The sequence below is a fragment of the Streptomyces sp. R44 genome, assembly GCF_041053105.1.
Classification (GTDB): domain Bacteria; phylum Actinomycetota; class Actinomycetes; order Streptomycetales; family Streptomycetaceae; genus Streptomyces.
Genome location: NZ_CP163444.1, coordinates 1,972,266 through 1,997,249, shown reverse-complemented (window position 1 = coordinate 1,997,249; position 24,984 = coordinate 1,972,266). Strand labels below are relative to the sequence as shown.

The window sequence follows — 24,984 nt, the reverse complement described above, 5'->3', positions numbered from 1 at the left end:
CCCCGTCCGCCACCCCGCCCCGCCGGGGCCCAGCGCGCCGCTACTTCTTCGGCGCCGGGATCTCCGGCGGGGAGATCTGCGACTTCGCGATGCCCGAGGCCGTCACCCCCCACTTCTTCAGGATCCGGTCGTACGTCCCGTCGGCCTTCAGGCCGTTCACCGCCTCCTGGAAGGCCGGCGCCAGCGGAGTGCCCTTCTTGAAGGCGAAGCCGACGTCGAGCCGCCGGTACTCGTTGAGGAACTTCACGTTCTTCTGCTGCGTCACCGCGTACCGCACACCGTTGATCGTGTTCATCACGACATCGCTGCGGCCCTGCTGGAGCGACATCCAGATCGCCCCGGCCTCGCTGTAGACGTTCACCTCGTACGCCGGCTTCCCGGCCTGCGCGCACCGGTCCTTGTTCTTCTCCAGCGTCCGCTCGAAGGTGGTGCCCGCGTTCACGGCCACCTTCAGACCGCACAGCTGGGTGAGGTCGGTCACCGCCTTCAGGGTGCTGTCGGCGCGCGCGGCGAAGCCCTGCCCGTCGTTGATGTACGTGACGAAGTCGATCGTCTTGCGCCGCTCCTCCGTCACGCCGAAGTTCCCGGTGCCCACGTCGTACTTGCCGCTGCCGAGCGCCGGCAGGATCGCCTCGAAGCCCACCACCTCGCGCTTCAGCTCCAGACCGAGGGCCTTCGCCACGGCGGCCGAGAAGTCGGCGTCCACCCCGACGACCGTCTTGCCGTCCGGCAGATAGGCGGAGCTGGGCGGGCTCGCCACCGAGGAGGCGATCGTCAGGCTGCCGCGCTGCCGCACATCGGCGGGGAGCAGCTTCGCCGCCGTCTCGTTCTTCTTCACCGCGCCGACCACGTCCTCGGTCGGAAGAGCGCCCTGCGCTCCGGTGGCCCCGGCGGGGGCGGTCGAGGGCTCGCCGCCCGAGCAGGCGGTGAGGCCGAGCGCGGCCGCGGTGATCAGGGCGAAGGCGAGGGTGGTGCGTGCGGTGCCGGAACTCGTACGCGTTCTCATGGTTTCGGGTTCTCCAGGAGTTTCTCGAACGGCAGCGGGCCGATCGACTCGGGATCGGCGGACACGTCGAAGAGCGGGCGGTAGCCGCTGGCCAGGTAGAGGCCCTTGGCCTCGGGCTGGCGCGGCCCCGTCGTCAGATAGATGCGGGAGTAGCCACGGGTGGCGGCCTCCCGTTCGAGCACGGTGAGGACACGGCGGGCGAGGCCGCGCCTGCGGTGCGCCGAGTGCGTCCAGATCCGCTTCAGTTCGGCGGTGTCGTCGTCGTAGCGGCGGTAGGCGCCGCCCGCCACGGGCCGGCCCTGCTCCAGGAGGAGCAGGAAGGCGCCGTGCGGAGGGGCGAACTCCGTCGCCGGGTAGCGGCTCAGATCGTGCGCGGATCCGTACCGGGTCGTGTACTCGTACGCCAGCTCGTCCAGGAGCGGGCGGGCCAGGGGGTCGGTGGTCGTGGTCCGGTGCACGGACAACGCGAAGGTCATGACGGTCCTTCAGGACGAAGGAAGGCAGCGTGGAAGAGCGAGGGGAGGGGAGAGCTCAGGCGCTCACGGGGGGCCTGGGTGTGAAGGCGCCGCGGACTACAGCACGCGGGCGGGGAGAAGCAGAGGTTCGGCTCAACAGGAAGAGGACCACACGCGACCGAAGTCGATGTGGGAGCGCGTGACCAGCTGCTGCGGATGCATGGCCCCAGTGGAACAGGCATCCGTTCCCGCGTCAACCACGGTGAGACGTACGGCTCACAGTGCGGACACCCTTGACAGCGGGGCCTGTTGACCGCATAGCCTCGAAGGGCGGATCGGGCTGAGGGGCTCGGATCCGCGGTTCAGCGCGTGTGAAGGCGCACCCCCGTGTCCGGTCCGCCCTTCTGGCATCCACGGAGCCTTCGCATGTCCGCGACCCTCGTCAAGACCCCCTCCACGGCCCCACCGGCCGAACCGCCCCCGCGCATCGTCCCGACCCGCCGGGCCGGCCAGTGGACCGCCGCCGGTGTCATCCTCGTCCTGCTCGCCCTCGCGCTCGTCTCGGTCGTCCGCAACAAGGCCTTCCAGTGGGACGTCGTCGCCGAGTACTTCACCTCCGCGTCCGTCCTGCGCGGCCTCGGCCTCACCCTGTGGCTGACCGCCCTCGTCATGGCCCTCGGCTTCGCCCTCGGCACCCTGCTCGCGGTCCTCAGGCTCTCCGCCAACCCCATTCTCCGCGCGGTCAGTTGGGGATACGTCTGGTTCTTCCGGTCCACCCCGATCCTGGTCCAGCTGCTCTTCTGGTTCAACATCGGCGTGCTCTACCCGCAGATCCTCGGCGTGAACACGGTCAACCTCCTCGGCCCCGTCGCCGTCGCCGTCATCGGCCTCACCCTGCACGAGGCCGCCTACGCCGCCGAGGTCGTCCGCGGCGGCATCCTCTCCGTCGACCGGGGCCAGATCGAGGCCGCCGAGTCCCTCGGCCTCGGCCGGTGGCGCCGGCTCACCCGGATCGTGCTGCCGCAGGCCATGCGCGCGATCGTCCCGCCCGCCGGGAACATGCTGATCGGCACCCTCAAGGGCACCTCGATCGTCTCCGTCATCGCCGTCCAGGACCTGCTCTACTCGACCCAGCTCATCTACCACCGCACCTACGAGGTCATCCCGCTGCTCCTCGTCGCCACCCTCTGGTACGTCGCCGTCACCTCGGTCCTCGGCATCGGCCAGTACTACGTCGAGCGGCACTACGCCCGCGGAACGGCCGGTGCGCGATGAGCCCGCGCCCCTCCCTCGTGATCGTGGGCGCCGGGCCGCGGGGGACCGGCTTCCTCGAACGGCTCGCCGCCAACCTGCCCGAGCTGTACGGCGACGAGCCCCTCGACGTCCACCTCGTCGACCCGCACCCGCCCGGCCCCGGCCGGATCTGGCGCACCGCCCAGTCCCCGCTGCTCTGGATGAACTCCCTGGCCGAGGACGTCACGATGTTCACCGACGAGACCGTCGCCCTCGACGGCCCCGTCCGCCCCGGACCCACCCTCGCCGAATGGGCCGGCATCGAAGGACGCACCTTCCCCACCCGTCCGCAGCAGGGCGCCTATCTGCGCTGGGTGTACGAGCGGGCCCGCGACGCGCTGCCCGCCACCGTCACCGTCCACGAGCACCGCACCAGCGTCCTGCGGATCAGCGGCCCCCGCGACGGACGCCAGCGGGTCTGGCTGGAGGGCGGCGCCGTGCCCCTCCTCGCCGACCTCGTCGTCCTCACCGTCGGCCACCTCGACGCCGAACCCGACCGGGAACAGCGCGAACTCGCCGACTTCGCCGCCCGCCACCGGCTCGTCCACCTCCCGCCCGACTTCACCGCCGACGCCGACCTCGCCGCCCTGCCCGCCGCCGAACCCGTCCTCGTCCGCGGCTTCGGCCTCGCCTTCGTCGACCTGATGGTGCTGCTCACCGAGGGCCGCGGCGGACGGTACGAGGGCGAGGGCGACGAGCTCGTCTACCTACCCTCCGGCAAGGAGCCGGTGCTGCACGTCGGATCACGCCGGGGCGTCCCGTACCACTCGAAGATCGGCTACGTCCTCGACGGCGAACGGCCCCCGCTGCCCCGCTTCTTCGGCACCGAACAGACCGACGCCCTGCTCGCCCGCCCCGGGCCCGTCCACTTCCGGCGCGACGTCTGGCCGCTCATCGACAAGGAACTCGGCTGGGCCCACTACCACCGGCTCTTCTCCACCCATCCCGAGCGCACCACCCTCGCCTGGAGCGACTTCGAGAAGGCCTACGAGGAGGCGCCGCCGCGCTCGGCCGAGCTCGCCGCGGTCGTCGCCGCCGCCGTCCCCGACACCGCCGACAGGCTCGACCTCGACGCCCTCGACCACCCCCTCGACGGCATCCGCTACGAGTCCGCGGAAGCCCTCCAGCAGGGCCTGCGCGACTACATCACCGACGACCTGACCCGCCGCCACGACCCCGCCCACAGCCCCGACGCCGCCGTCTTCGCCGGACTGCTCTCCGTCTACGGCCAGCTCCTGCGGCTCGGCAAGCGGCTGGAGTCCGACGGCTGGTGGCACGGCTTCTTCAGCTACCTCGCCTCCGGGCCGCCCGGCCCCCGGCTGCGGCAGCTCCTCGCGCTCTCCCGCGCCGGCGTCGTCCGCTTCCTCGGCCCCCAGGTCACCCTGGAGACCGACGAGGAACGCGGCCTCTTCCGGGCCGCCTCCGCCGCCGCGCCGGGGGAGTGGACCGAGGCCCGCGCCCTCGTCGAGGCCCGGATACCCGAACCCACCCTGGAGCTCACCGGCAGCCCGCTGCTCCGCGCCCTGCACGAGGAGGGGACCCGCACCACCACCGACGGGCTCCTCGTCGTCGACCCCGCCGACGGCCGGATCCTGGAACACGACGGGCGCCCGCACCCGCGCCGCTTCGCCCTCGGCCCGCACACCACCGCCCGCACCGGCAGCGGCTTCGCCCGGCCCCGTACCGGCGCACCCGCCTTCGGGCAGAACGACGCCACCGCGCGGACCGCCCTGACCTTCCTGCGCGACCGGGAGTGTCGCCTCCCCGCTCCGCTGAGCGCCTGATCCGCGCTCCCGTCCGTGCCCCGTGCCCCGTTTCCGAGGAACCGCCATGTCTCTCACCAGCGATCCGCCCGTCACCGACCCCGTGACGAAGGAGCCCGAACCCACCGCGCCCGAGCTCGTCGTCGTGCCGGTGCGTCACCCCTGGCGCTGGGTGGCCGTCGCCGCCACCGCCGTGCTGCTCGTCCAGTTCGCCCACGGGCTCGTCACCAACCCCGGCTGGGAATGGGACGTCTTCGCCGCCTTCTTCACCACCGAGACGATCCTCCGGGCCGTCTGGGTCACCCTCCAGCTCACCTTCTACGGCACCGCGCTCGGCTTCGCGATCGGCATCGTCCTCGCCTTCATGCGCCTGTCCGCCAGCCCGTTCCTGCGGTCGGTCGCCTTCGGCTACATCTGGGCCTTCCGCTCCATCCCGCTCATCGTCCAGCTGCTCTTCTGGTTCAACCTGGCCTACCTCTACAAGGAACTGAGCATCGGCATCCCCTTCGGGCCGAGCTTCCTCTCCTTCGACACCATGGGCCTCGTCGGCGAGATGAGCGCCGCCGTCCTCGGACTCGCCCTGCACCAGGCGGCCTACGCGGCCGAGATCGTCCGGGGCGGCGTGCTCGCCGTGGACGAGGGCCAGCTGGAGGCCGCGGCCTCCCTCGGCATCCCCAGGCTCCGGCAGGTGCGGCGGATCGTGCTGCCCCAGGCGATGCGCTCGATCCTGCCCAACGCCGCCAACGAGATCATCTCGCTCTTCAAGGGCACCTCGATCGTCTCCGTCATGGCGATCGGCGAACTCTTCTACCAGGTCCAGGTCGTCTACGGCCGCAACGGCCGGGTCGTCCCGCTGCTCATGGTCGCCACCGCCTGGTACGTCCTGCTCACCACCGCGCTCTCCGTCGTCCAGCACTACGTCGAACGCCACTACGCGAAGGGGAGCGTCCGATGAGCTCCGTCACCGAGACCGCCGCCGGCCCCGCCGGCACGACCACCGGGTCCGCCGAGGCCGCCACCACCGCCAAGGTCGAGATCCGGGCCGTCCACAAGCGCTTCGGTGCCCTCCACGTCCTGCGCGGCATCGACCTCGACGTCCGGGCCGGCGAGGTCACCGTCGTCCTCGGCCCCTCGGGCTCCGGCAAGTCCACCCTGCTGCGGACCATCAACCACCTGGAGAAGGTCGACAGCGGCACGGTCGGCGTGGACGGCGTCCTCGTCGGCTACCGCCGCTCCGGGAACAAGCTCTACGAGCTGCGCGAGCGCGAGATCCTCAAGCAGCGCACCCGCATCGGCTTCGTCTTCCAGAACTTCCACCTCTTCCCGCACCTGACCGTCCTCGAGAACATCGTCGAGGCGCCGGTCTCCGCGCTGAAGCGGCCCCGCAAGGAGGCCGAGGCCACGGCCCTGGCCCTGCTGGAACGCGTCGGCCTCGCCGACAAGGCGGCGGCCTACCCCAAGCAGCTCTCCGGCGGCCAGCAGCAGCGGGTCGCCATCGCCCGCGCGCTCGCCCTGGAGCCGGGCCTGCTCCTCTTCGACGAGCCGACCTCCGCGCTCGACCCCGAACTCGTCGGCGAGGTCCTCGACGTCATCAAGGACCTGGCCGCCTCCGGCACCACCATGATCGTCGTCACCCACGAGATCGGCTTCGCCCGCGAGGTCGCCGACACCGTGGTCTTCATGGACGAGGGCCGGATCGTCGAGCAGGGCTCCCCGGCCGAGGTCCTCGACAGCCCCCGCCACGAGCGGACCCGGGCCTTTCTCTCCAAGGTTCTCTGACCCCCACCCATCCGAAGGAGCTGTACCGCCATGAAGACCCGTCGCGCCGTTCTCACCGCCCTCGCCTCGCTCACCGCTCTCGGAGTCCTCACCGCCTGCGGTTCGGGCGACGCCGCCGTCGAGCAGATCAAGCCGGAGGGCCAGAAGGACACCGGCATCAACGTCGGCCCGAACCAGAACCGGATCCACACCGCCAAGGTCGACGCCATCGCCGGCAAGCTGCCCGAGGCCGTCAGGAAGAGAGGCACCCTGATCCTCGGCGTCTCCGCCAAGAGCAACCCGCCGCTCGCCTTCCGCGCCACCGACGACAAGACGCTGATCGGCGTCGAGCTCGACCTCGCCACCCTCGTCGCCGACACCCTCGGCCTGAAGCCCGAGTTCAACCCCGTCTCCTGGGAGAACCTCTTCGTCGGCCTGGACAGCGGCAAGTACGACGGCGTCTTCTCCAACGTCACCGTGACCGAGGAGCGCAAGGACAAGTACGACTTCGCGACCTACCGCCTCGACGACCTCGCCTTCGAGGCGAAGAAGGGGTCCGGCTGGACGGTGAAGGGTCCCGAGGACGTGTCCGGCAAGCGGATCGCCGTCGGCAGCGGCACCAACCAGGAGAAGATCCTCGTCGACTGGTCCAAGCAGAACGAGAAGGCCGGCCGCAAGGGCGTCGACATCAAGTACTACGACAACACGACCGACTACTACCTCGCCCTCCAGTCCGGCCGGATCGACGGCTACCTCGGGCCCAACCCCACCGTCGCGTACCACGTGGCCTCCGCCGGACAGACCGAGGCCGTCGGCAAGTTCTCCGGAGCGGGCGCCGGACTCCAGGGGAAGATCGCGGCCACCACCAAGAAGGACAGCGGCCTCGTCGCCGCGTACGCCGCCGCGATCGACCACCTCATCGAGAACGGCACCTACGCGCAGGTCCTCAAGCGGTGGGGGCTGAGCACCGAGGCCGTGCCGAAGTCGGAGATCAACCCGGCCGGTCTGCCCCGCACCAAGAACTGACCCCCGCGCGCCGTCCCGGATCCGGGGGCCGGTGGTCCGCCGGGGCCGGGGCCTCCGCGGCCCCGGCCCCTCCCGCCGTCGTCGTCCTCCGGTCCGTCCTTGCAGTGAGAGAGACCCGTATGACCAGAACCCGACTTCACCTCGCCGCCGAGCTCGTCGCCGGTTCCGGGCGGCCCGACAGCGCCTCCCGTACCGTCGCGCTCGCCCGGGCCGCCGAAGCCGCCGCGCTCGACTTCCTCACCCACGACGACTCCTTCGCCGGGCCCGGCCTCGACGCGCTCGCCGTCCTCGCCCGCGTCGCCCCCGAGACCCGCTCCGTCGGTCTCGTGCCGACCGTGACCACCACCCACACCGAGCCCTTCCACGTCCAGGCCGCCGTCGCCACCCTCGACTGGGTGAGCCGGGGCCGGGCGGGCTGGCGGATCGCGGTCTCCCCGACCGGGGCCGAGGCAAGGCTCCTCGGCCGGCGCCCCGCGCCCCCCACCGCCGAGCTCTGGCAGGAGGCCGGCGAGGTCGCCGAGGTCTCCCGGAAGCTGTGGGACAGCTGGGAGGACGACGCCGAGATACGGGACGTGGCCACCGGACGGTTCATCGACCGCCGCAAGCTGCACTACGTGAACTTCCAAGGGGCGACCTTCTCGGTCAAGGGGCCCTCGATCGTGCCCCGGCCCCCGCAGGGCAATCCGGTGACCGTCGTCGACGCCACCCGCCCCGCCGCCCGGGACACCGCGGCCCACCACGCCGACGTCGCCCTGATCCGGGCCGCCTCGGCGGAGGAGGCCGCCGCCCTCCGCGCCGAACTGCACCGGGCCGCCCGGGCGCACGGCCGGGACCCCGGGCAGCTGCGCGTCCTGCTCTCGCTGGCCGTCGATCTCGACGTGTACGAGGGCGGGCCCGGGGCGCTCGCCGAGCTGATCGCCGGCTGGCACGGGGGCGGCGCCGTCGACGGGTTCCATCTCGTGCCGGCCGTGCCCGAGCGGGATCTGGCGCGGTTCGCCGGGGAGACCGTGCCCCGGCTCCGGGAGCGTGGACTCTTCCGTACGGAGTACGAGGGGGCCACCCTCCGCGATCATCTGGGGCTCGTCCGGCCCGTCAGTCAGTACGCGTCGACGGGAGCCGGAGCGTGAGCGGGGTGTCGGGCAAGAAGCAGATCCATCTCGCCGCGCACTTTCCCGGCGTCAACTCCACGACCGTCTGGGCCGATCCGCGGTCCGGTTCGCAGATCGACTTCTCCTCGTTCGAGCATCTGGCCAGGACCGCGGAGCGGGGTCTCTTCGACTTCTTCTTCCTGGCCGAGGGGCTGCGGCTGCGCGAGCACGCGGGGCGTATCCACGACCTGGACGTCGTCGGCCGGCCCGAGTCGATCACCGTCCTGAACGCCCTCGCGGCCGTCACCGAGCGGCTCGGTCTGGCCGCCACGGTCAACGCCACCTTCAACGAGCCGTACGAACTGGCCCGGCGGCTCGCCTCGCTCGACCACCTCAGCGCGGGCCGGGCCGCCTGGAACGTGGTGACCTCCTCCGACGCCTTCACCGGCGAGAACTTCCGGCGCGGCGGCTATCTGGACCGCGCCGACCGGTACACCCGGGCCGCCGAGTTCCTCGGCACCGTCCGGGAGCTGTGGGACTCCTGGACCCCGGACGGCGAGCCGCGGCCCTTCGCGCACAGCGGGCCGCAGTTCCGGATCTCGGGCGAGTTCCCCGTACCGCGGTCTCCGCAGGGGCAGCCGGTCGTCATCCAGGCCGGGGACTCCGGCGAGGGGCGGGAGTTCGCGGCGTCGGCCGCCGACGTGATCTTCACCCGGCACTCGACCCTGGATGCCGGGCGCGAGTTCTACGCCGACGTCAAGGGGCGGCTCGCCCGGTACGGGAGGGACCCCGGCGAGCTGAAGATCATGCCGGGCGTGACGTACGTCCTCGGCGACACCGACGGCGACGCGCGGGAGCGGGCGAACGAGATCCGTCGGCAGCAGGTCTCCCCGCAGAACGCGATCCTCGCGCTCGAACAGATCTGGGGCCGCGACCTCTCCGGCTACGACCCGGACGGGCCGCTTCCGGACGTCGACCCCGACCCCGACTCCGCCCTCGTCCAGGGCCGGGTGCGGGTCGCCGACCCGGTCGGGGTGGCCAGGAAGTGGCGGGCGCTGTCGGAGGAGAAGGGGCTCTCGATCCGGCAGACCGTCATCGAGACGACGACCCGGCGGTCCTTCGTGGGCTCCCCGTCGACGGTCGCGGCCGCCCTTGAGGAGTTCGTCGCCACGGACGCCGCCGACGGCTTCATCCTCGTCCCGCACCTCACCCCCGGCGGCCTCGACGACTTCGTCGACCGGGTCGTCCCGCTGCTCCAGGAACGCGGGGTCTTCCGTACGGAATACGCGGGCACCACGCTGCGGTCGCACCTCGGGCTTCCCGAGCCCGTATGGAAAGGTTGAACACCATGAGCACGGATCCACAGCAGGACTGGCAGCACTGGCACGAGCAGCGCGAGGCGGCGGTCGCCTCCTCGTACGGCCCGCTCTCCCTGACGGGCACCCACTGGCTCGCGGACTTCCCCGAGGGGCGACTTCCGGCCGTTCCCGGCGAGTGGCGGGAGGACGGTGACGAGGTGGTCCTGACGGCGGGCGCCGAGGACGGGCTCACCGTCGACGGCAAGCCCTTCGCCGGTACGGTCCGGCTCACCGCCGACCACGGCCCGATCCACGAGTCCCGGGTCGAGTCGGCGGGCCGGCGGCTCGTGGTGCTGCGCCGTGAAGGGCTGTGGGCCGTACGGGACTTCGACCCCGGTTCGGAGGCGCGCAGCGCCTTCCGGGGCATCGAGGCCACCCCGTACGACGAGCGCTGGGTGGTGCCCGGCGTCTTCCGTCCGTACGCGGAGACGCGCAGCGTACGGGTGGAGAACGCCGACGGCCGGGAGCGCGGCCTCGGGCTCTCCGGGGAGCTGGTCTTCGAGCTGCACGGCGGCGAGCACGTCCTCCAGGTGGCCGTCGAGGACGACGGGACCCTGTGGGCGGTCTTCGCGGACGCCACGAGCGGCCGGGACAGCTACCGCTTCCGTTTCCTGCGGCCCGAGGCCCCGGCGGCGGACGGCTCGGTGACGGTCGACTTCAACCGCGCGCTGCTGCCGCCGTGCGCCTTCGCCGACCACTTCATCTGCCCCTTCCCGCCGCCCGGGAACACTCTGGACACCGCGGTGTCCGCGGGGGAGCGGCGGCTGAGCCCGGCCTGACCAGGCTCTTTTCTCCAGGCGTGAGGATGACGGGCGCCCCCGGCCGTGACGGCCGGGGGCGCCCGTGCGTACGGCGGTCTTGTGCGTCCGCTCAGGGAGGGCCACTATCACTGGCGGTGCATGTCAGGAACACGTCACCTGATGGCGCCTCACGGGCCCGCCATCCTCGGGCCCCTCCGCTTTTCCCAGAAGGAGAATTGTGAGGAGCACAGTGAGGAACACCCGCACCCGTCTGCTCGCCGTCGCCGCCGGTCTCGCCGCCGCGACCGCCCTCGGACTGCCCGGCGCCCAGGCCGCCCCCGTGCCCGGGCCCGCCGGAGCCGCCCAGCTCGCCCGCGCCGACGCCGCCGTCGAGGCCGCCGGGGTCGGCGGCACCGCCTGGTACGTCGACCAGGCGTCGGGCCGGGTCGTCGTCACAGCCGACTCCACCGTCACCGACGCCGGACTCGCCAAGATCCGGAGAGCGGCCGGCGCCGACGCCACGGCGCTCCGGGTCCAGCGCACCCCCGGCGTCCTCAAGCCGCTCCTCGGCGCCGGAGACGCCATCTACGGCGGCGGCTACCGCTGTTCGCTCGGCTTCAACGTCCGCAGCGGCTCCACGTACTACTTCCTGACCGCCGGCCACTGCGGCAACGTCGCCAACACCTGGTACACCAACTCGGCCCAGTCGACCCTGATCGGCGCCACCGTCGGCTCCAGCTTCCCGGGCAACGACTACGCCCTGGTCCGCTACGACAACACCTCGCTCACCCACCCCGGCGGCTTCACCGCGGCCGACGCCTACGTGGGCGAGTCCGTCAAGCGCTCCGGCTCCACCACCGGCACCCGCGGCGGCACCGTCACCGGCCTCAACGCCACCGTCCACTACTCCGGCGGCGGCACCGTGAAGGGCCTCATCCAGACCAACGTCTGCGCCGAGCCCGGCGATTCGGGCGGTGCGATGTACGACGGCACCAAGGCGCTCGGCCTCACCTCCGGCGGCAGCGGCAACTGCTCCTCCGGCGGCACCACCTTCTTCCAGCCGGTGCCGGAGGCCCTCGCCAAGTACAACGTCAGCCTCTTCTGATCCCGATCCTCTTCCGATCCCGCACGGACACCCACTGATCCCCCCCCCACAGGAGGAACAAGAAGTGACCACCCCCACGAAGAAGTTCCGGCTGCTCGCCCTCACCGCCGGTCTCGTCGCCGCCGCCGCGACGCTCGGCGTCCCCACCGCCAGCGCCGACTCCGCGCAGACGTTCAGCGCCACCCAGCTCTCCGCCGCGGGCGACGCCGTCCTCGCCGCCGACGTGGCCGGCACCGCCTGGCGCACCGACACCGCCACCGGACAGGTCGTCGTCACCGTCGACTCCACCGTCTCGCAGGCGGAGATCGCCAGGATCAAGCGCCGGGCCGGGGCCAACGCCGGTGCGCTGCGCATCGAGCGCACCCCCGGCACCTTCAACAAGCTGATCTCCGGCGGCGACGCCATCTACGCGAGCAGCTGGCGCTGCTCGCTCGGCTTCAACGTCAAGGACAGCGCGGGGAACTACTACTTCCTCACCGCCGGCCACTGCACCGACGGCGCGGGGACCTGGTGGTCCAACTCCTCGCACACCACCGTGCTCGGAAGCACCGCCGGGTCGAGCTTCCCGACGAACGACTACGGCATCGTGCGCTACACCAACACCTCGGTGACCAAGTCCGGCACGGTCGGCAGCGTCGACATCACCAGCGCCGCCAACGCCACCGTCGGCATGTCCGTCACCCGCCGCGGCTCCACCACCGGCATCCACAGCGGCACGGTGACCGGCCTGAACGCCACCGTGAACTACGGCGGCGGCGACATCGTCTACGGCATGATCCAGACCAACGTCTGCGCCGAGCCCGGCGACTCCGGCGGCCCGCTCTACTCGGGCAGCCGGGCGATCGGTCTCACCTCGGGAGGCAGCGGCAACTGCTCCTCGGGCGGGACGACCTTCTTCCAGCCCGTGACGGAGGCGCTCAGCGCGTACGGGGTCAGCGTCTACTGATCCCCTGGTGACACGGTCCCTCCGGCGGCCTCGCGGCGGCCGGAGGGACGCTCTTTCCAGGACCTTCGACCCTCCCTCGGAAGCCGCCCCCGGCACGGAGAAGGCCCCCGCCGCCGGCGGGGGCCTTCTCCCCTTTTCTAGGCCCGGGTCTCGCCCAGCTCCGAGGCGATCGGCTCCGCCTTCGGCGTCCGCTTCACCGAGGACAGCACCAGGGTGACGGCAGCGCCGACGATCGCCCAGACCGACAGGACCACCATCGAGGCGGTCATGCCGTTGCCCTTGAAGTACGCGATGGAGCGCGCCGCCCAGGTGCCCGCGCCCGGTGGCAGGTAGGGGCCGATCGCCCGCCAGAACGGCGGCAGCATCGGCAGCGGGAAGGCGCCGCCCGCGCTGGGGTTGCCGGCGATCACGATGAGCAGGATCGCCAGGCCGATGCCGACGATCCCGAAGACGGACTGGAGGGCGAGGGTGGCGGCGCCGACGGCGAAGACCACCAGGGTGCCCAGGCCCCACAGAGCCGCGACGCTGCCGGGCAGGGCGCCGAGGATCGGGCCCACGATGATCGCGCCGCCGAGGCCGCCGAGGGCCGAGTAGAGCGCCAGCACCCCAAGCCGGATGATCGCCCGCTCCCGGTTCGCGGGGCGGGAGCCCGCGCTGATCGCCAGGATCGCGGCGCAGATGTAGCCGCCGACGCACCAGCCGATGACCAGGTAGAAGGCGGAGAGCCCGTTGAAGTCCTGGGAGGAGGAGGGGGCCACGTCGACGGTCCGCACGAGACGCTGGTTGGCCGCCTCCAGCTTCGTGATCATCGCCTCCAGGGTCGCGGAGAGCACCTTCCCGCCGCCGGAGGCGACGAGCAGGGTGTCGGTGCGGCCCCGCGGGTCGACGATCAGGGCCCCGTCGATGTCCCGGTTCAGGACCTGGTCCCGGGCCTCGGCCTCGTCCGCGACCACGCGGGGGTCGAGGGGGTCGCCGGGGAGCTTCTCCAGCCGGTCCTCGAGGACGGTGGCGGCCTGTCCGGGGGCGACCACGCCGAAGGGGACGTCGGTGGGTTTCGGGTTGTGCAGGGCCCCGACGTACGAGGTGATGAACAGGAGCTGGAGGGCGAAGACGCCGACGACGAGCAGGGCGGCTCGGGGGGTCACGGCGCTTTTCAGTTCATCGACGAGGCTCATGCCCCCCAGGCTCCGAGGCGACGGGTGTTTCCGCAGGTGGGAGGCGCCCGAACGGGTTATCGTACGGATGTTCGAAAGTAGGCTACGCTGGTTCCAGGGGGTAGGAACACTTGTACGAATTCGATGCGGGAGTGCGGGAGGTGCGCCGGCCATGCCAGGTTTCACCCATCTGCACACCGCCTCGGGCTACTCCCTGCGCTACGGCGCCTCGCACCCCGAGCGCCTCGCCGCCCGCGCCGCCGAGCGGGGCATGGATGCCCTCGCCCTGACCGACCGCGACACCCTCTCCGGCGCCGTCCGCTTCGCCAAGGCGTGCGAGAAGGAGGGGGTCCGGCCCCTGTTCGGAGTGGACCTCGCGTACGAGACCGTCGCCTCCGAGCCCGCCCCCGTCGACCGGGGATCCGCCCGCCGGGTCCCCGTCCGGGGCGGGGCCTTCGTCGACGAGTCCGCGCCCCGGGCCCTCTTCCTCGCCCGCTCCCGCACCGGCTGGGCCGCCCTCTGCGCGATGGTCACCGCCGCCCACGCCGGGGGCGCCGAACACCCCCTGCTGCCCAGGGCCGCCCTGGGCGGCGACGGTCTGTTCGTCCTGCTCGGGCCCGCCTCCGACGTCGGCCGAGCCCTCGCCGCCGGCCGCCCCGACCGGGCCGCCCGGCTGCTCGCCCCCTGGCGCGAGCGGTACGGCGACGCGCTCCGCCTGGAGGCCGTCCACCACGGGCGCACCGGCACCGGGCCCGGCTCCCTGCGGCTCGCCGCCCGTACCGTCGGCTTCGCCGCCGAGCAGGGCGTCCGGCCCGTCCTCAGCAACGCCGTCCGGTACGCCGACCCCGGCCAGGGCCCGGTCGCCGACGTCCTCGACTCCGCCCGCCGCCTCGTCCCCATCGACCCCCGCAAGGAGCTCGACAGCGGAGAGGCCTGGCTCAAGGGCGCCGAAGGACCCGACGGCATGGCGGCCGCGGCCGAGCGGATCGTCGAGGCGGCGGGCTTCCGCCCGGACGCCGCCCACCGGCTCCTCGACCGGACCGCGGAGCTCGCCGCCGGGTGCCTGGTCGACCCCGAGGACGACCTCGGCATCGGCTCCGCGCACTTCCCGGAGCCGTACCTCGTCGGCGCGGAGCACCGCACGGCCCAGCGCGTCCTCGCCTCCCGGGCCGCCGCCGGCATGGTCCTGAAGGGGTACGAGAAGCGGCGCGACTACTGGGACCGGATGCACCGCGAGCTGGACGTCATCGCCCACCACGGCTTCGCCACCTACTTCCTGACGGTCGCCCAGGTCGTCGACGACGTCCGGTCCATGGGGATCCGGGTCGCCGCCCGCGGCTCCGGCGCCGGCTCCCTCGTCAACCACCTCCTCGGCATCGCCCACGCCGACCCGGTCGAGCACGGCCTGCTGATGGAACGGTTCCTCTCCAAACGCCGCACCGCCCTGCCCGACATCGACATCGACGTGGAGTCCGCCCGCCGCCTGGAGGTCTACCGGGCGATCATCGACCGCTTCGGCACCGAACGGGTCGCCACCGTCTCCATGCCCGAGACCTACCGGGTCCGCCACGCGGTACGGGACGTGGGCGCCGCCCTCTCCCTGGACCCGGCCGAGACCGACCGGATCGCCAAGGCCTTCCCGCACATCCGCGCCCGGGACGCGCTCGCCGCCCTCGACGAACTGCCCGAACTGCGCGAACTGGCAGGGGAGTCGCGACGGGAAGGGGCGAAGTTCGGCCGGCTCTGGGAGCTGGTCGAGGCGCTCGACGCACTGCCGCGCGGCATCGCCATGCACCCCTGCGGCGTGCTGCTCTCGGACGCCTCGCTGCTCACCCGCACCCCCGTGGTCCCCACCAGTGGCGAGGGGTTCCCCATGTCCCAGTTCGACAAGGAGGACGTGGAGGACCTCGGACTGCTCAAGCTCGACGTCCTCGGCGTGCGCATGCAGTCCGCGATGGCCCACGCCGTCACCGAGGTCGAGCGCGCCACCGGCACCCGGCCCGACATCGACGCGGTCCCGGAGGGCGACCCCGAGACGTACCGGCTGATCCGCTCCACCGAGACCCTCGGCTGCTTCCAGATCGAGTCCCCGGGCCAGCGCGACCTGGTCGGCCGGCTCCAGCCCGCGACCTTCCACGACCTCGTCGTCGACATCTCGCTCTTCCGGCCGGGACCGGTCGCCGCCGACATGGTCCGCCCCTTCATCGAGGCCCGGCACGGCCGCGCCCCCGTCCGCTACCCGCACCCCGACCTGGAGGAGACCCTGAAGGAGACGTACGGCGTGGTCGTCTTCCACGAGCAGATCATCGAGATCGTACGGATCATGACCGGCTGCGACCGGGCCGAGGCCGACCAGGTCCGGCGCGGGCTCTCGCACCCCGAGTCGCAGGGCCGGATCGAGGCCTGGTTCGGCCGGCGGGCCTCGGCGCGTGGATACGCCCCCGAGGTCGTCGCCCGCACCTGGGAGATCGTCGAGGCCTTCGGCTCGTACGGCTTCTGCAAGGCGCACGCGGTGGCCTTCGCGGTGCCGACCTACCAGTCGGCCTGGCTCAAGGCGCACCACCCGGCCGCCTTCTACGCGGGGCTGCTCACCCACGACCCCGGGATGTACCCCAAGCGGCTGCTGCTCGCGGACGCCCGGCGGCGCGGGGTGCCGGTGCTGCCGCTGGACGTGAACCGCTCGGCGGCCGCCCACCGTATCGAACTGGTGTCCGAGAACCCTGCGGTGTGGGGGCTCCGGCTCGGCCTCGCCGACGTCCACGGCATCAGCGAGACCGAGAGTGCCCGCATCGAGGACGGACAGCCCTACGCCTCCCTGCTCGACTTCTGGGAGCGGGCCCGCCCGCGCACCCCCGTCGCCGAACGGCTCGCCCAGGTCGGCGCCCTCGACGCCTTCGGCGCCAACCGCCGTGACCTGCTGCTCCACCTCACCGAACTCCGCCGCATCCACCGGGGAGCCGCCTCCCACGGCGGCCAGCTCCCGCTCGCCCAGGGCGGGAAGACCGCCCCCGTCGGCCTGCCCGACCTCGACGACACCGAACGCCTCAGCGCCGAGCTGGGCATCCTCGGCATGGACGCCTCCCGCCACCTCATGAGCGACCACCACGCCTTCCTCCGCGAACTCGGCGTCGTCTCCGCCCAGCGGCTGCGCTCCGCCGCCCACGGACAGACCGTCCTCGTCGCGGGCGCCAAGGCCGCCACCCAGACCCCGCCCATCCGCTCCGGGAAACGCGTCATCTTCAGCACCCTCGACGACGGCACCGGCCTGGTCGACCTCGCCTTCTTCGACGACGCCCACGAGGCCTGCGCCCACACCGTCTTCCACTCCTGGCTGCTGCTCGTCCGGGGCGTGGTGCAGCGGCGCGGCCCGCGCAGCCTCAGCGTCGTCGGCTCCGCCGCCTGGAACCTCGCCGAACTGGTCGAACTGCGGGCCACCGGCGGCCTGGACGCGGTGGGGGAGCGGCTCGCCGAAACGGCGCCCGCCGGCGAGAGCGCCGACAGCGGCCGCCGGATCACGATGTCCACCGGTTACGAGATGAACCCCTGGGCCGACCTCCGGCCGGCCGGGGAAGGCGCCGCGACGCCGTCGCGGAAGCTGTGGCACAGCAGCCCGGGGAGCGCGGGATGATCCTCTGCGTACGATTCCGCCTGGAGCCGACGGACGAGGCGATCCTGCCCCGACTGGTCGACCTGCTCCGCGAGTTCACCCCCGTCGTCGAGGCCGCCCCGCCCTGCGAGGCGCTCGCCGACGTGCGCGGCGCGCTGCGCTACTTCGGCCGGAGCCCCGCCGAACTCGCCTCGGTCATCCGGGTCCGCGCCCTCGCCCTCCACGGCGTCGACTGCGTCATCGGCGCCGGCCCCAACCCGATGCTGGCCCGGCTCGCGGCCCGCGACGCCCGGCCCGGGGTCACCCTGGTCGTCGAGGACCCGGCCGCCTTCCTGCGCGACCGGCCGGTCGTCGCCCTCGACGGCGTCGGCCGCGCGACCGCCCGTACCCTCTGCGGCTACGGCCTCGACTCCGCCGGCCGCGTCGCCGACGCGCCGCTCGCCGTGCTCCAGCGGCTCGTCGGCGCGAAGGCCGGCCGCGAGCTGTGGGAGAAGGCCCAGGGCATCGACCGCACCCCCGTCGTCCCGAACGCGGCCTCCCGATCGATCGCCGCCGAGCGCGCCTTCCCGCACGACGAGACCGACCGGACCGAGCAGCGCAGGGCCCTCCTCTCCCTGGCCACGGAACTGGGCACCCGGCTGCGGACCGAGGACCAGGTCTGCCGGGGACTCGCGGTCACCGTGCGGTACGCCGACCGCAGCACCACGACCCGCAGCCGCACCCTGCCCGAACGGACCGCCCACTCGGCGGCGCTCACCGCGCTCGCGTACACGATCCACGACTCCTTCGGCCTCCAGCGGGCCCGGGTACGGGGCATCGCCCTGCGCGCCGAGGGCCTCGCCCCCGCCGAACACGCCACCCATCAGCTGACCTTCGACCCGACCGACGAGAAGACCCGGCGGATCGAGGCGGTGGCGGACCGGGCGAGGGCGAAGTACGGCCCGCGGGCGATCGTCCCGGGCTCCCTGGCGGCCTGAACGCGCCCCTGCCGACGTCCTGGTGACGACACACCACTTTTTACCGACGCGTAACTTCCCAGTCGAGGCTACCCGTGCGTAGCTTGGCTGGAGAGCATCCCCACTTGTGGTCCGGACCGCAGGGCACAGCACCCCCACCTTCCCCTTGAGCCGCAAGGAGATCGCCCGATGCTGTCCGCGAAGTCCTGGAAGCGCACGGTCAGAGCGCTGTCCGTCCTGCTCCTCACCGCCGCCGCCACCCTCGCCCCCACCGCCGCCGCCCAGGCCGACACCGCCCCCAGCCGCGGCTGGAACGACTTCTCCTGCAAGCCGTCCGCCGCGCACCCGCGGCCCGTCGTCCTCGTCCACGGCACCTTCGGCAACTCCGTCGACAACTGGCTGGCCCTCGCCCCCTACCTGGTCAACCGGGGCTACTGCGTCTTCTCCCTCGACTACGGCCAGCTGCCGGGCGTTCCCTTCTTCAACGGGCTCGGACCCATCGCCGCGTCCGCCGGACAGCTCGACACCTACGTCGACCGGGTCCTCGCCGCCACCGGCGCCCCCGAGGCCGACCTCGTCGGACACTCGCAGGGCGGCATGATGCCCCGCTGGTACCTCAAGTTCCTCGGCGGGGCCGAGAAGGTGAACACGCTCGTCGGCATCGCTCCCGACAACCACGGCACCACCCTGCTCGGCCTCACCAAGCTCCTGCCGTACTTCCCCGGCGCCGAGGACCTCATCAGCTCCACCACCCCGGGCCTCGCCGACCAGATCGCCGGCTCGGCCTTCATCACCCGGCTCAACGAGGGCGGCGACACCGTGCCCGGGGTCCGCTACCACGTCATCGCGAGCCAGTACGACGAGGTCGTCACCCCGTACCGCTCCCAGTTCCTGACCGGCCCGAACGTCACCAACGTCCTCATCCAGGACAAGTGCGCGCTCGACCTCTCCGAGCACGTGGCCATCGGCACGGTGGACCGGGTCACCTTCCACGAGGTCGCCAACGCCCTCGACCCGGCCCACGCGACCCCGACGACCTGCCTCTCGGTGATCGGCTAGCCGCGGGTCCGGCGCCGCCGGCCCGTCCCGAAGAGCACCGCCGCACCGAGCGCGAGCACGGCGGCGCCACCGACCGCGAGATACGGGGTGGTGGCGTCGCCGCCCGTCTCCGCCAGCTCCACACCGGAACCCGAACCGGCGGCGGGAGCGGGGACGTCGGGGGACGGCGTGCGGGCCGGGGCCGTGCTCGCGGCCGCCTCACCGGCGCCCTCGTGCTTCCCGTGCCCGCCGTGCTCGACGGAGGACTCGTCCGCGCCGGCCTCGATCTGCTCGTCGGTCGGCGCGGAGGCGCTCGGCGCCGGTTCCGTACCGCCGTTGTCCTGCCCGAACACCACGTCCGAGCAGGTGTAGAACGCCTCGGGGGAGTCGGAACGCTGCCAGATCGAGTAGATGAGATGGCGCCCGGACTTCTTCGGCACGGTCCCCTGGAACACGTAGTCGCCGTTCTGCATCCCCGGGTCGGTCACCGTCACGAACGGCCGCTCCTCCAGGTCCGACCACTTCAGCGGCTTCGACGGGTCGTACCCGTCCTTCGTCACGTACAGCGCGAACGAGCCCTTGTGCGGGGCGGTCCCCTTGTACCGGAAGGTGTGCGCGCCCGCCTTCATGGCGCTCGCCGGCCAGTCGGCCCGCGGCAGGTCGAGCCCCCGGTACTTGTCGTTGCCCGCGCTGCACAGCTTGCCGTCCGGGATCAGCCGCTGGTGCTGCCCGGCGGCGTCGGCGATGTTCACCGCGTTCCAGTCGTAGAACGCCTGCGCCCCGCTCGCCGCCACGGCCGCCTTGCACGCCGCCGACTTCGGCGCCTCGGGCCCCTCCGCGTAACAGGCCGAGACCCGGCTCACCGGGTCGGTCATCGACCCGTGCGCGAGAGCGGGAGAGGCGGCGAGTCCGGACAGGACCAGAGCGGCGGTGGCGGCGGCCGTCGCCGTGCGGCGAGAGGTCATGGGACAGCTCCTGACGTGAGGACGGGGTGGGGGACCGACCGGCACGCTAGCCGCCGCCGGCCGCGGAAAAGCCGGTGGAGAAGGGGAGTCGGGGATTCTTAGGATGGCTTTAAGGCACAGGTAAGAGGTGGCTGAGGAACAGAGCCCGGGACCGCCGAGAAGGAGGCCGGATGACCGACGGCACCCCCGTCTTCCCCGAGGGCCTGCGGGCGCTCCCGAGGAGCTGGGGCCACTGGCCCGACGAGGAGACCCCGGAACGGTGGGCGCTCGTCCGGGGCGTCCTGGAGGCCGGCCTGCCGCCCGCCCGGCTGGACGCGCCGGAGCCGCGCTCCTACCTGGATCTCAAGTTCTTCTCCGACGACGAGGTCCCGCCGGACGACTGGTTCTGCCACGAGATCCTGCGCGAGAAGGTGAAGGACCTGCCCCGCCTCACCGTCGGGCAGCTGGCCGAGGTCGAGGCCGCCTGTGTCGCCGACGGCCTGGACACCACCGACTTCCGCGAGGGCCGCTGGGCGTGGCGGATCGCCGGATTCGTCGTCGAACCGGCCCTGTACTGGTGCGGCATCGCCGACGACCTCGACGCCCTCGACCCCTGGTTCCCCGAGCTGGCCGCGCTCTACATCCGGCGGCGGATGGCCGTCGAACAGGCCGGACTGGCACTGGTCGCCGTCCGTGCTCTCCCCTCCGCCCGCGCCGCCCTCGTCTCCCTGGCCGAGGACGTGTCCCTCGACGAGGAGGCCCGCGACGCGATCCGCGGGGCCCTCCGCGAGGACGCGGCCGGTTCCTGAGCGGGTTCCGGTGACGGGGCGGCGGGCGGCCCCGATTCCGAGCCGCCCCGCACGCGCCGCCGTACCGCCGCCGTGCCTACCCCAGCCGTCGGTAGCGGCGTTCCGGGCGGCCCGTGCCGCCGTAGCGGAGGGTGACCTCCGCGCGGCCCGTCTCCGCGAAGTACTCCAGGTAGCGGCGGGCACTCACGCGGGAGAGGGAGCCCGCTTGGGCGCATTCCGTGGCCGAGAGGCCCTCCGGGTGGGCGCGGAGGACGGAGTCGACCAGGTCGGCCGTGTGCGGGGCGAGGCCCTTCGGGAGCTCGCGGGAGCCGCGGGGGCGAGTGCCGAAGATCTGGTCGACGTCCTCCTGGCGCGCCTCGTCGAGCTCGTCGAGGCGGCTGCGGAGGGAGGCGACATGACGCAACTGCTCGTGCAGGGCGGCCTGGGTGAACGGCTTGATCAGATAGTGCAGGGCCCCGGCGCGCAGCGCCGAGCGGATCGTGCCGACGTCGCGGGCGGCGGTGATGAAGAGCGCGTCCATGCCCAGACCCGCCGCGCGCAGCTCCCGCAGCACCCGGACCCCGTCCATGTCGGGCAGGAAGACGTCCAGCAGGACCAGGTCGGGGCGGAGCCGCTCGGCCGCGCGGAGCGCCTCCGCGCCGCTGTGCGCGACCCCGGCCACGGTGAAGCCCGCCACCGCCGACACGTAGCGGCAGTGCAGCTTGGCGACCATGAAGTCGTCGTCCACGACCAGCACCTTCGTCACGCCGACCCACGCTAGGTCCCGACCACAACGACCACAACGTCCGTTGATTGCGGAAGAGAGACAGCTTCTTAACGCGAGGGCAACATGTGGGCCACCTCACACCCCCATTTCCCTCCTGTCTGAGAGGCGGCACCCGTGCGGTTGCGCACCCCCTTCGCCCTCCTCGGGGCGGCTCTCCTGGTGCTCGTCGGCCCGCCGTTGCTCAGCCCGGGCACCGGCTCCGACACCGGCACCGCGATACCCGGCCTGCGCTTCATGGTCCCCAACACCCCCGGCGGCGGATACGACATCACCGCCCGCACCGCCGCGAAGAACGTCGAGGAGGCCGGACTCACCGGCGACGTCGAGGTCTTCAACCTGCCCGGCGCGGGCGGCACCGTCGGCCTCACCCGGCTCGTCGGCGAGCGCGGCAACGGCCGCCTCGCCATGTCCATGGGCCTCGGCGTCGTCGGCGCCGTCCACACCAACAAGACGCCCAGAACCCTCGCCGACACCACCCCGATCGCCCGGCTCACCGAGGAGCAGGACATCGTCGTGGTCGGCAAGGAATCCCCGTACAGGACGATCCAGGACCTCCTCGCGGCCTGGAAGAAGGACCCCGGCAAGCTGCCCGTCGGCGGCGGCTCCTCGCCCGGCGGCCCCGACCACCTCGCCCCCATGCTGATGGCCCAGGCCGCCGGGATCGCGCCGAAGGACGTCAACTACGTGCCCTTCGACGGCGGCGGCGAGCTCCTCGCCTCCATCCTCGGCAACAAGGTCGGCTTCGGCGTCTCCGGCGTCGGCGAGTACCTCGACCAGATCAAGGCGGGGGAGCTGCGCCTCCTCGCCGTCACCGGCCCGAAGCGGGTGCCCGGCCTCGACGCCCCCACCCTCCGCGAGGCCGGTCTCGACACCGAGTTCACCAACTGGCGCGGCATCGTCGCCCCGCCCGGCCTCTCCGACGCCGAGCGCGGGAAGCTCGTCGCCCTCGTGACCGGGCTGCACGGCTCCCCGCAGTGGCGCGACTCGCTGAAGACCCACGGCTGGAACGACGCCTTCCTGCCCGGCGCGGAGTTCGGCACCTTCCTCACCGAGCAGGACCGGCGGGTCGGCTCCGTCCTCAAGGAGCTGGGACTGTGAAGACTCTGCTGCGCGGGAGGTCCGAACTCGGCGTCGGCGCACTCCTGCTCCTCCTCGGGATCCTCGTCCTCACCGACGCCCTCACCCTCGACGCCGACATCGCGGGCCGCGGGCCCGTCGGCCCCGCGACCGTCCCCCTAGTCGTCGGCTGCGGCCTCCTCGCCGTCGCCGTCCTCCTCAGTGTCGACGTGCTGCGCGGCGGCCGGGGAGAGGCCGAGGCCGGCGAGGACATCGACCTGACCGAACCCGCCGACTGGCGCACCGTCCTGCTCCTCACCGGTGTGTTCCTCGCCTTCGCCGTCCTCATCGGCCCCCTCGGCTTCCCCGTCGCCGGCGCCCTGCTCTTCTGGGGCGCGGCCTACGCCCTCGGCAGCCGCCACCTCCACCGCGACCCGCTGATCGCGGCCGCCCTCTCGCTCCTCACCTACGCCGTCTTCGACAAGCTGCTCGGCGTCCCGCTGCCCGGCGGACCGCTGATGGGAGTGATCTGACCCATGGATTCCCTGAACTCCCTCCTCGACGGCTTCGGGACCGCCCTCACCCCGACGAACCTGCTGTGGGCCGCCATCGGCGTGCTCCTCGGCACCGCCATCGGCGTCCTGCCCGGCATCGGCCCCGCCATGGCCGTCGCCCTGCTGCTCCCGGTGACCTACGGGCTCGAACCGACCGGCGCGTTCATCATGTTCGCCGGCATCTACTACGGCGCCATGTTCGGCGGCTCCACCACCTCGATCCTCCTCAACACCCCCGGCGAGAGCGCCGCCGTCGTCGCCGCCATCGAGGGCAATCCGATGGCCAAGGCCGGGCGCGGCGCACAGGCCCTCGCGGCCGCCGCCGTCGGGCACTTCGCCGGCGGCATGATCGGCACGATCCTGCTCGTCGTGCTCGCCCCGACCGTCGCCGCGCTCGCCGTCGACATCGGCGCCCCCGACTACCTCGCCCTCATGGTCCTCGCCTTCATCGCGGTGACCTCGGTCCTCGGCTCCTCCCGCATCCGCGGCCTCGCCTCGCTGCTCATCGGCCTCACGATCGGCCTGGTCGGACTCGACCAGATGACCGGGCAGCAGCGCCTCACCTTCGGTTCGCTCCAGCTCGCCGACGGCATCGACGTCGTCATCGTCGCCGTCGGTCTCTTCGCGATCGGCGAGGCCCTCTGGGTCGCCGCGCACCTGCGCCGCACCTCGGGGGAGGCCATCCCGGTCGGCCGCCCCTGGCTCGCCAAGGACGACGTACGCCGCACCTGGAAGTCCTGGCTGCGCGGTCCCCTCATCGGCTTCCCGTTCGGCGCGATCCCGGCCGGCGGCGCGGAGATCCCGACCTTCCTCTCGTACGTCACGGAGAAGCGTCTCTCGAAGCACAAGGACCAGTTCGGCAAGGGCGCCATCGAGGGCGTCGCCGGCCCCGAGTCCGCGGCCTCGGCCTCCGCCGCCGGCACGCTCGTCTCCATGCTGACCCTCGGGCTGCCCACGACGGCGGTCGCCGCCGTGATGCTGGCCGCGTTCCAGCAGTACGGGATCCAGCCGGGCCCGCTGCTCTTCGAGCGGGAACCCGAGCTGGTGTGGGGCCTCATCGCCTCGCTGTTCGTCGGCATGGTGCTGCTGCTCGCGCTGAACCTGCCGCTCGCGCCCGTCTGGGCCAAGCTGCTGCGCATCCCGCGCCCGTACCTGTACGCCGGCATCCTCTTCTTCGCCGCCGTCGGGGCGTACGCGGTGGGCGGCGAGGCGTTCGACCTGATCGTGCTGCTCGTCATCGGTCTGATCGGCCTCGGGATGCGGCGCTACGGCCTTCCGGTGCTGCCGGCGGTCATCGGCGTCATCCTCGGCCCGGCCGCCGAACAGCAGCTGCGCCGCGCCCTCCAGATCAGCGACGGCTCCCTGACGGGCCTGGTGAACACCCCGTTCTCGGTCACCGTCTACACGGTCGTGCTCGTCCTGCTCGCCTGGCCCCTGGTGAGGAAGGCGACCGCCCGGCGCGCCGCGCACTGACCGTACGACGGTATGCGTACCGGCCGCCAACGCGCCCCCGATGGGGTGAGATTCGGACGGTCGGCGGCCGGATCCGGTATCCCTGGCGG

At 72.6% G+C, this 24,984-nt stretch carries 22 protein-coding genes; 17 read left to right on the top strand and 5 right to left on the bottom strand.

The genetic code is table 11. The features are described 5' to 3' along the window. Positions 1–40: 40 nt before the first annotated feature. Together AB5J54_RS09265 and AB5J54_RS09260 are read right to left on the bottom strand one after the other, a co-directional pair. On the bottom strand, positions 41–1,006 hold the full coding sequence (locus AB5J54_RS09265; protein ID WP_369143426.1) for a transporter substrate-binding domain-containing protein: 966 nt from the start codon (positions 1,004–1,006) through the stop codon (positions 41–43). Then, positions 1,003–1,482: a GNAT family N-acetyltransferase gene (locus AB5J54_RS09260; protein ID WP_369143425.1), complete on the bottom strand. Its 480-nt coding sequence runs from the start codon at positions 1,480–1,482 to the stop codon at positions 1,003–1,005. Before AB5J54_RS09260 ends, AB5J54_RS09265 begins: the two co-directional genes overlap by 4 nt. 405 nt (positions 1,483–1,887) lie before the next feature. Here AB5J54_RS09260 and AB5J54_RS09255 point away from each other — a divergent pair, with 405 nt between their 5' ends. The 10 genes from AB5J54_RS09255 to AB5J54_RS09210 all read left to right on the top strand — a co-directional run bounded on the left by AB5J54_RS09255 (position 1,888) and on the right by AB5J54_RS09210 (position 12,538). Then, complete coding sequence (locus AB5J54_RS09255) at positions 1,888–2,736, top strand: amino acid ABC transporter permease (RefSeq protein WP_369143424.1); 849 nt, start codon at positions 1,888–1,890, stop codon at positions 2,734–2,736. Further along, on the top strand, positions 2,733–4,538 hold the full coding sequence (locus AB5J54_RS09250; protein ID WP_369143423.1) for an FAD/NAD(P)-binding protein: 1,806 nt from the start codon (positions 2,733–2,735) through the stop codon (positions 4,536–4,538). Before AB5J54_RS09255 ends, AB5J54_RS09250 begins: the two co-directional genes overlap by 4 nt. Positions 4,539–4,584: 46 nt before the next feature. Then, positions 4,585–5,472, top strand: a complete 888-nt coding sequence (locus AB5J54_RS09245) for an amino acid ABC transporter permease (protein ID WP_369143422.1) — start codon at positions 4,585–4,587, stop codon at positions 5,470–5,472. Further along, on the top strand, positions 5,469–6,296 hold the full coding sequence (locus AB5J54_RS09240) for an amino acid ABC transporter ATP-binding protein (RefSeq protein WP_369143421.1): 828 nt from the start codon (positions 5,469–5,471) through the stop codon (positions 6,294–6,296). The genes AB5J54_RS09245 and AB5J54_RS09240 overlap by 4 nt, the downstream gene beginning before the upstream one ends. A gap of 30 nt (positions 6,297–6,326) precedes the next feature. Further along, positions 6,327–7,301 carry an ABC transporter substrate-binding protein gene (locus AB5J54_RS09235; RefSeq protein ID WP_369143420.1) on the top strand — a complete coding sequence of 325 codons (975 nt, stop codon included), beginning with the start codon at positions 6,327–6,329 and terminating at the stop codon, positions 7,299–7,301. Positions 7,302–7,420: 119 nt separating this feature from the next. Then, the gene (locus AB5J54_RS09230; protein ID WP_369143419.1) at positions 7,421–8,428 is read left to right on the top strand and encodes an LLM class flavin-dependent oxidoreductase; all 1,008 of its coding nucleotides are present in this window, start codon (positions 7,421–7,423) and stop codon (positions 8,426–8,428) included. Positions 8,429–8,451: 23 nt separating this feature from the next. Continuing rightward, positions 8,452–9,732, top strand: coding sequence for an NtaA/DmoA family FMN-dependent monooxygenase (locus tag AB5J54_RS09225; protein WP_369149269.1), 1,281 nt, complete (start codon positions 8,452–8,454; stop codon positions 9,730–9,732). A gap of 5 nt (positions 9,733–9,737) precedes the next feature. After that, positions 9,738–10,526 (top strand): DUF1684 domain-containing protein, encoded by a 789-nt coding sequence (locus AB5J54_RS09220; RefSeq protein WP_369143418.1) that lies wholly within the window; start codon positions 9,738–9,740, stop codon positions 10,524–10,526. Between the two features lie 199 nt (positions 10,527–10,725). Continuing rightward, a complete protein-coding gene (locus AB5J54_RS09215) occupies positions 10,726–11,592 on the top strand; it encodes a S1 family peptidase (RefSeq protein WP_369143417.1) in 867 nt (288 codons plus the stop codon). 64 nt (positions 11,593–11,656) lie between these two features. After that, positions 11,657–12,538 (top strand): S1 family peptidase, encoded by an 882-nt coding sequence (locus tag AB5J54_RS09210; RefSeq protein ID WP_369143416.1) that lies wholly within the window; start codon positions 11,657–11,659, stop codon positions 12,536–12,538. 137 nt (positions 12,539–12,675) lie between these two features. Here the strand turns inward: AB5J54_RS09210 and AB5J54_RS09205 are convergent, their stop codons facing one another. Continuing rightward, entirely contained in the window at positions 12,676–13,713 is a 1,038-nt protein-coding gene (locus tag AB5J54_RS09205) for a DUF3533 domain-containing protein (protein WP_369143415.1), read from the bottom strand. 151 nt (positions 13,714–13,864) lie between these two features. On the opposite strand from AB5J54_RS09205, the gene AB5J54_RS09200 reads away from it, so the two are divergent. The 3 genes from AB5J54_RS09200 to AB5J54_RS09190 all read left to right on the top strand — a co-directional run bounded on the left by AB5J54_RS09200 (position 13,865) and on the right by AB5J54_RS09190 (position 19,314). Then, the gene (locus AB5J54_RS09200; RefSeq protein ID WP_369143413.1) at positions 13,865–17,320 is read left to right on the top strand and encodes a DNA polymerase III subunit alpha; all 3,456 of its coding nucleotides are present in this window, start codon (positions 13,865–13,867) and stop codon (positions 17,318–17,320) included. Next, positions 17,317–18,276: a hypothetical protein gene (locus AB5J54_RS09195; RefSeq protein ID WP_369143412.1), complete on the top strand. Its 960-nt coding sequence runs from the start codon at positions 17,317–17,319 to the stop codon at positions 18,274–18,276. The genes AB5J54_RS09200 and AB5J54_RS09195 overlap by 4 nt, the downstream gene beginning before the upstream one ends. Before the next feature lie 168 nt (positions 18,277–18,444). Then, positions 18,445–19,314 carry an esterase/lipase family protein gene (locus AB5J54_RS09190; protein WP_369143411.1) on the top strand — a complete coding sequence of 290 codons (870 nt, stop codon included), beginning with the start codon at positions 18,445–18,447 and terminating at the stop codon, positions 19,312–19,314. Here AB5J54_RS09190 and AB5J54_RS09185 read toward each other — a convergent pair. Further along, positions 19,311–20,258, bottom strand: a complete 948-nt coding sequence (locus AB5J54_RS09185; protein WP_369143410.1) for a lytic polysaccharide monooxygenase — start codon at positions 20,256–20,258, stop codon at positions 19,311–19,313. The two genes, AB5J54_RS09190 and AB5J54_RS09185, sit on opposite strands and share 4 nt — an antisense overlap. A gap of 170 nt (positions 20,259–20,428) precedes the next feature. On the opposite strand from AB5J54_RS09185, the gene AB5J54_RS09180 reads away from it, so the two are divergent. After that, the gene (locus AB5J54_RS09180) at positions 20,429–21,046 is read left to right on the top strand and encodes a hypothetical protein (RefSeq protein WP_369143409.1); all 618 of its coding nucleotides are present in this window, start codon (positions 20,429–20,431) and stop codon (positions 21,044–21,046) included. A gap of 76 nt (positions 21,047–21,122) precedes the next feature. On the opposite strand, the gene AB5J54_RS09175 is transcribed toward AB5J54_RS09180, so the two are convergent. Next, entirely contained in the window at positions 21,123–21,791 is a 669-nt protein-coding gene (locus tag AB5J54_RS09175) for a response regulator (RefSeq protein WP_369143408.1), read from the bottom strand. Between the two features lie 135 nt (positions 21,792–21,926). Here AB5J54_RS09175 and AB5J54_RS09170 point away from each other — a divergent pair, with 135 nt between their 5' ends. From AB5J54_RS09170 to AB5J54_RS09160, 3 genes are read left to right on the top strand one after another with little or no spacing between them, the layout of a single operon-like run. Next, the gene (locus AB5J54_RS09170; protein ID WP_369143407.1) at positions 21,927–22,910 is read left to right on the top strand and encodes a Bug family tripartite tricarboxylate transporter substrate binding protein; all 984 of its coding nucleotides are present in this window, start codon (positions 21,927–21,929) and stop codon (positions 22,908–22,910) included. Beyond that, positions 22,907–23,401, top strand: coding sequence for a tripartite tricarboxylate transporter TctB family protein (locus tag AB5J54_RS09165; protein WP_369143406.1), 495 nt, complete (start codon positions 22,907–22,909; stop codon positions 23,399–23,401). Before AB5J54_RS09170 ends, AB5J54_RS09165 begins: the two co-directional genes overlap by 4 nt. A gap of 3 nt (positions 23,402–23,404) precedes the next feature. Next, a complete protein-coding gene (locus AB5J54_RS09160) occupies positions 23,405–24,895 on the top strand; it encodes a tripartite tricarboxylate transporter permease (RefSeq protein WP_369143405.1) in 1,491 nt (496 codons plus the stop codon). Positions 24,896–24,984: the final 89 nt, after the last annotated feature.

What these genes read in the sequence shown, in the direction of transcription:
- AB5J54_RS09265 (WP_369143426.1), bottom strand. Translation starts at nt 1,006, where the DNA reads ATGAGAACGCGTACGAGTTCCGGCACCGCACGCACCACCCTCGCCTTC.
- AB5J54_RS09260 (WP_369143425.1), bottom strand. Translation starts at nt 1,482, where the DNA reads ATGACCTTCGCGTTGTCCGTGCACCGGACCACGACCACCGACCCCCTG.
- AB5J54_RS09255 (WP_369143424.1), top strand. Translation starts at nt 1,888, where the DNA reads ATGTCCGCGACCCTCGTCAAGACCCCCTCCACGGCCCCACCGGCCGAA.
- AB5J54_RS09250 (WP_369143423.1), top strand. Translation starts at nt 2,733, where the DNA reads ATGAGCCCGCGCCCCTCCCTCGTGATCGTGGGCGCCGGGCCGCGGGGG.
- AB5J54_RS09245 (WP_369143422.1), top strand. Translation starts at nt 4,585, where the DNA reads ATGTCTCTCACCAGCGATCCGCCCGTCACCGACCCCGTGACGAAGGAG.
- AB5J54_RS09240 (WP_369143421.1), top strand. Translation starts at nt 5,469, where the DNA reads ATGAGCTCCGTCACCGAGACCGCCGCCGGCCCCGCCGGCACGACCACC.
- AB5J54_RS09235 (WP_369143420.1), top strand. Translation starts at nt 6,327, where the DNA reads ATGAAGACCCGTCGCGCCGTTCTCACCGCCCTCGCCTCGCTCACCGCT.
- AB5J54_RS09230 (WP_369143419.1), top strand. Translation starts at nt 7,421, where the DNA reads ATGACCAGAACCCGACTTCACCTCGCCGCCGAGCTCGTCGCCGGTTCC.
- AB5J54_RS09220 (WP_369143418.1), top strand. Translation starts at nt 9,738, where the DNA reads ATGAGCACGGATCCACAGCAGGACTGGCAGCACTGGCACGAGCAGCGC.
- AB5J54_RS09205 (WP_369143415.1), bottom strand. Translation starts at nt 13,713, where the DNA reads ATGAGCCTCGTCGATGAACTGAAAAGCGCCGTGACCCCCCGAGCCGCC.
- AB5J54_RS09200 (WP_369143413.1), top strand. Translation starts at nt 13,865, where the DNA reads ATGCCAGGTTTCACCCATCTGCACACCGCCTCGGGCTACTCCCTGCGC.
- AB5J54_RS09195 (WP_369143412.1), top strand. Translation starts at nt 17,317, where the DNA reads ATGATCCTCTGCGTACGATTCCGCCTGGAGCCGACGGACGAGGCGATC.
- AB5J54_RS09190 (WP_369143411.1), top strand. Translation starts at nt 18,445, where the DNA reads ATGCTGTCCGCGAAGTCCTGGAAGCGCACGGTCAGAGCGCTGTCCGTC.
- AB5J54_RS09185 (WP_369143410.1), bottom strand. Translation starts at nt 20,258, where the DNA reads ATGACCTCTCGCCGCACGGCGACGGCCGCCGCCACCGCCGCTCTGGTC.
- AB5J54_RS09180 (WP_369143409.1), top strand. Translation starts at nt 20,429, where the DNA reads ATGACCGACGGCACCCCCGTCTTCCCCGAGGGCCTGCGGGCGCTCCCG.
- AB5J54_RS09160 (WP_369143405.1), top strand. Translation starts at nt 23,405, where the DNA reads ATGGATTCCCTGAACTCCCTCCTCGACGGCTTCGGGACCGCCCTCACC.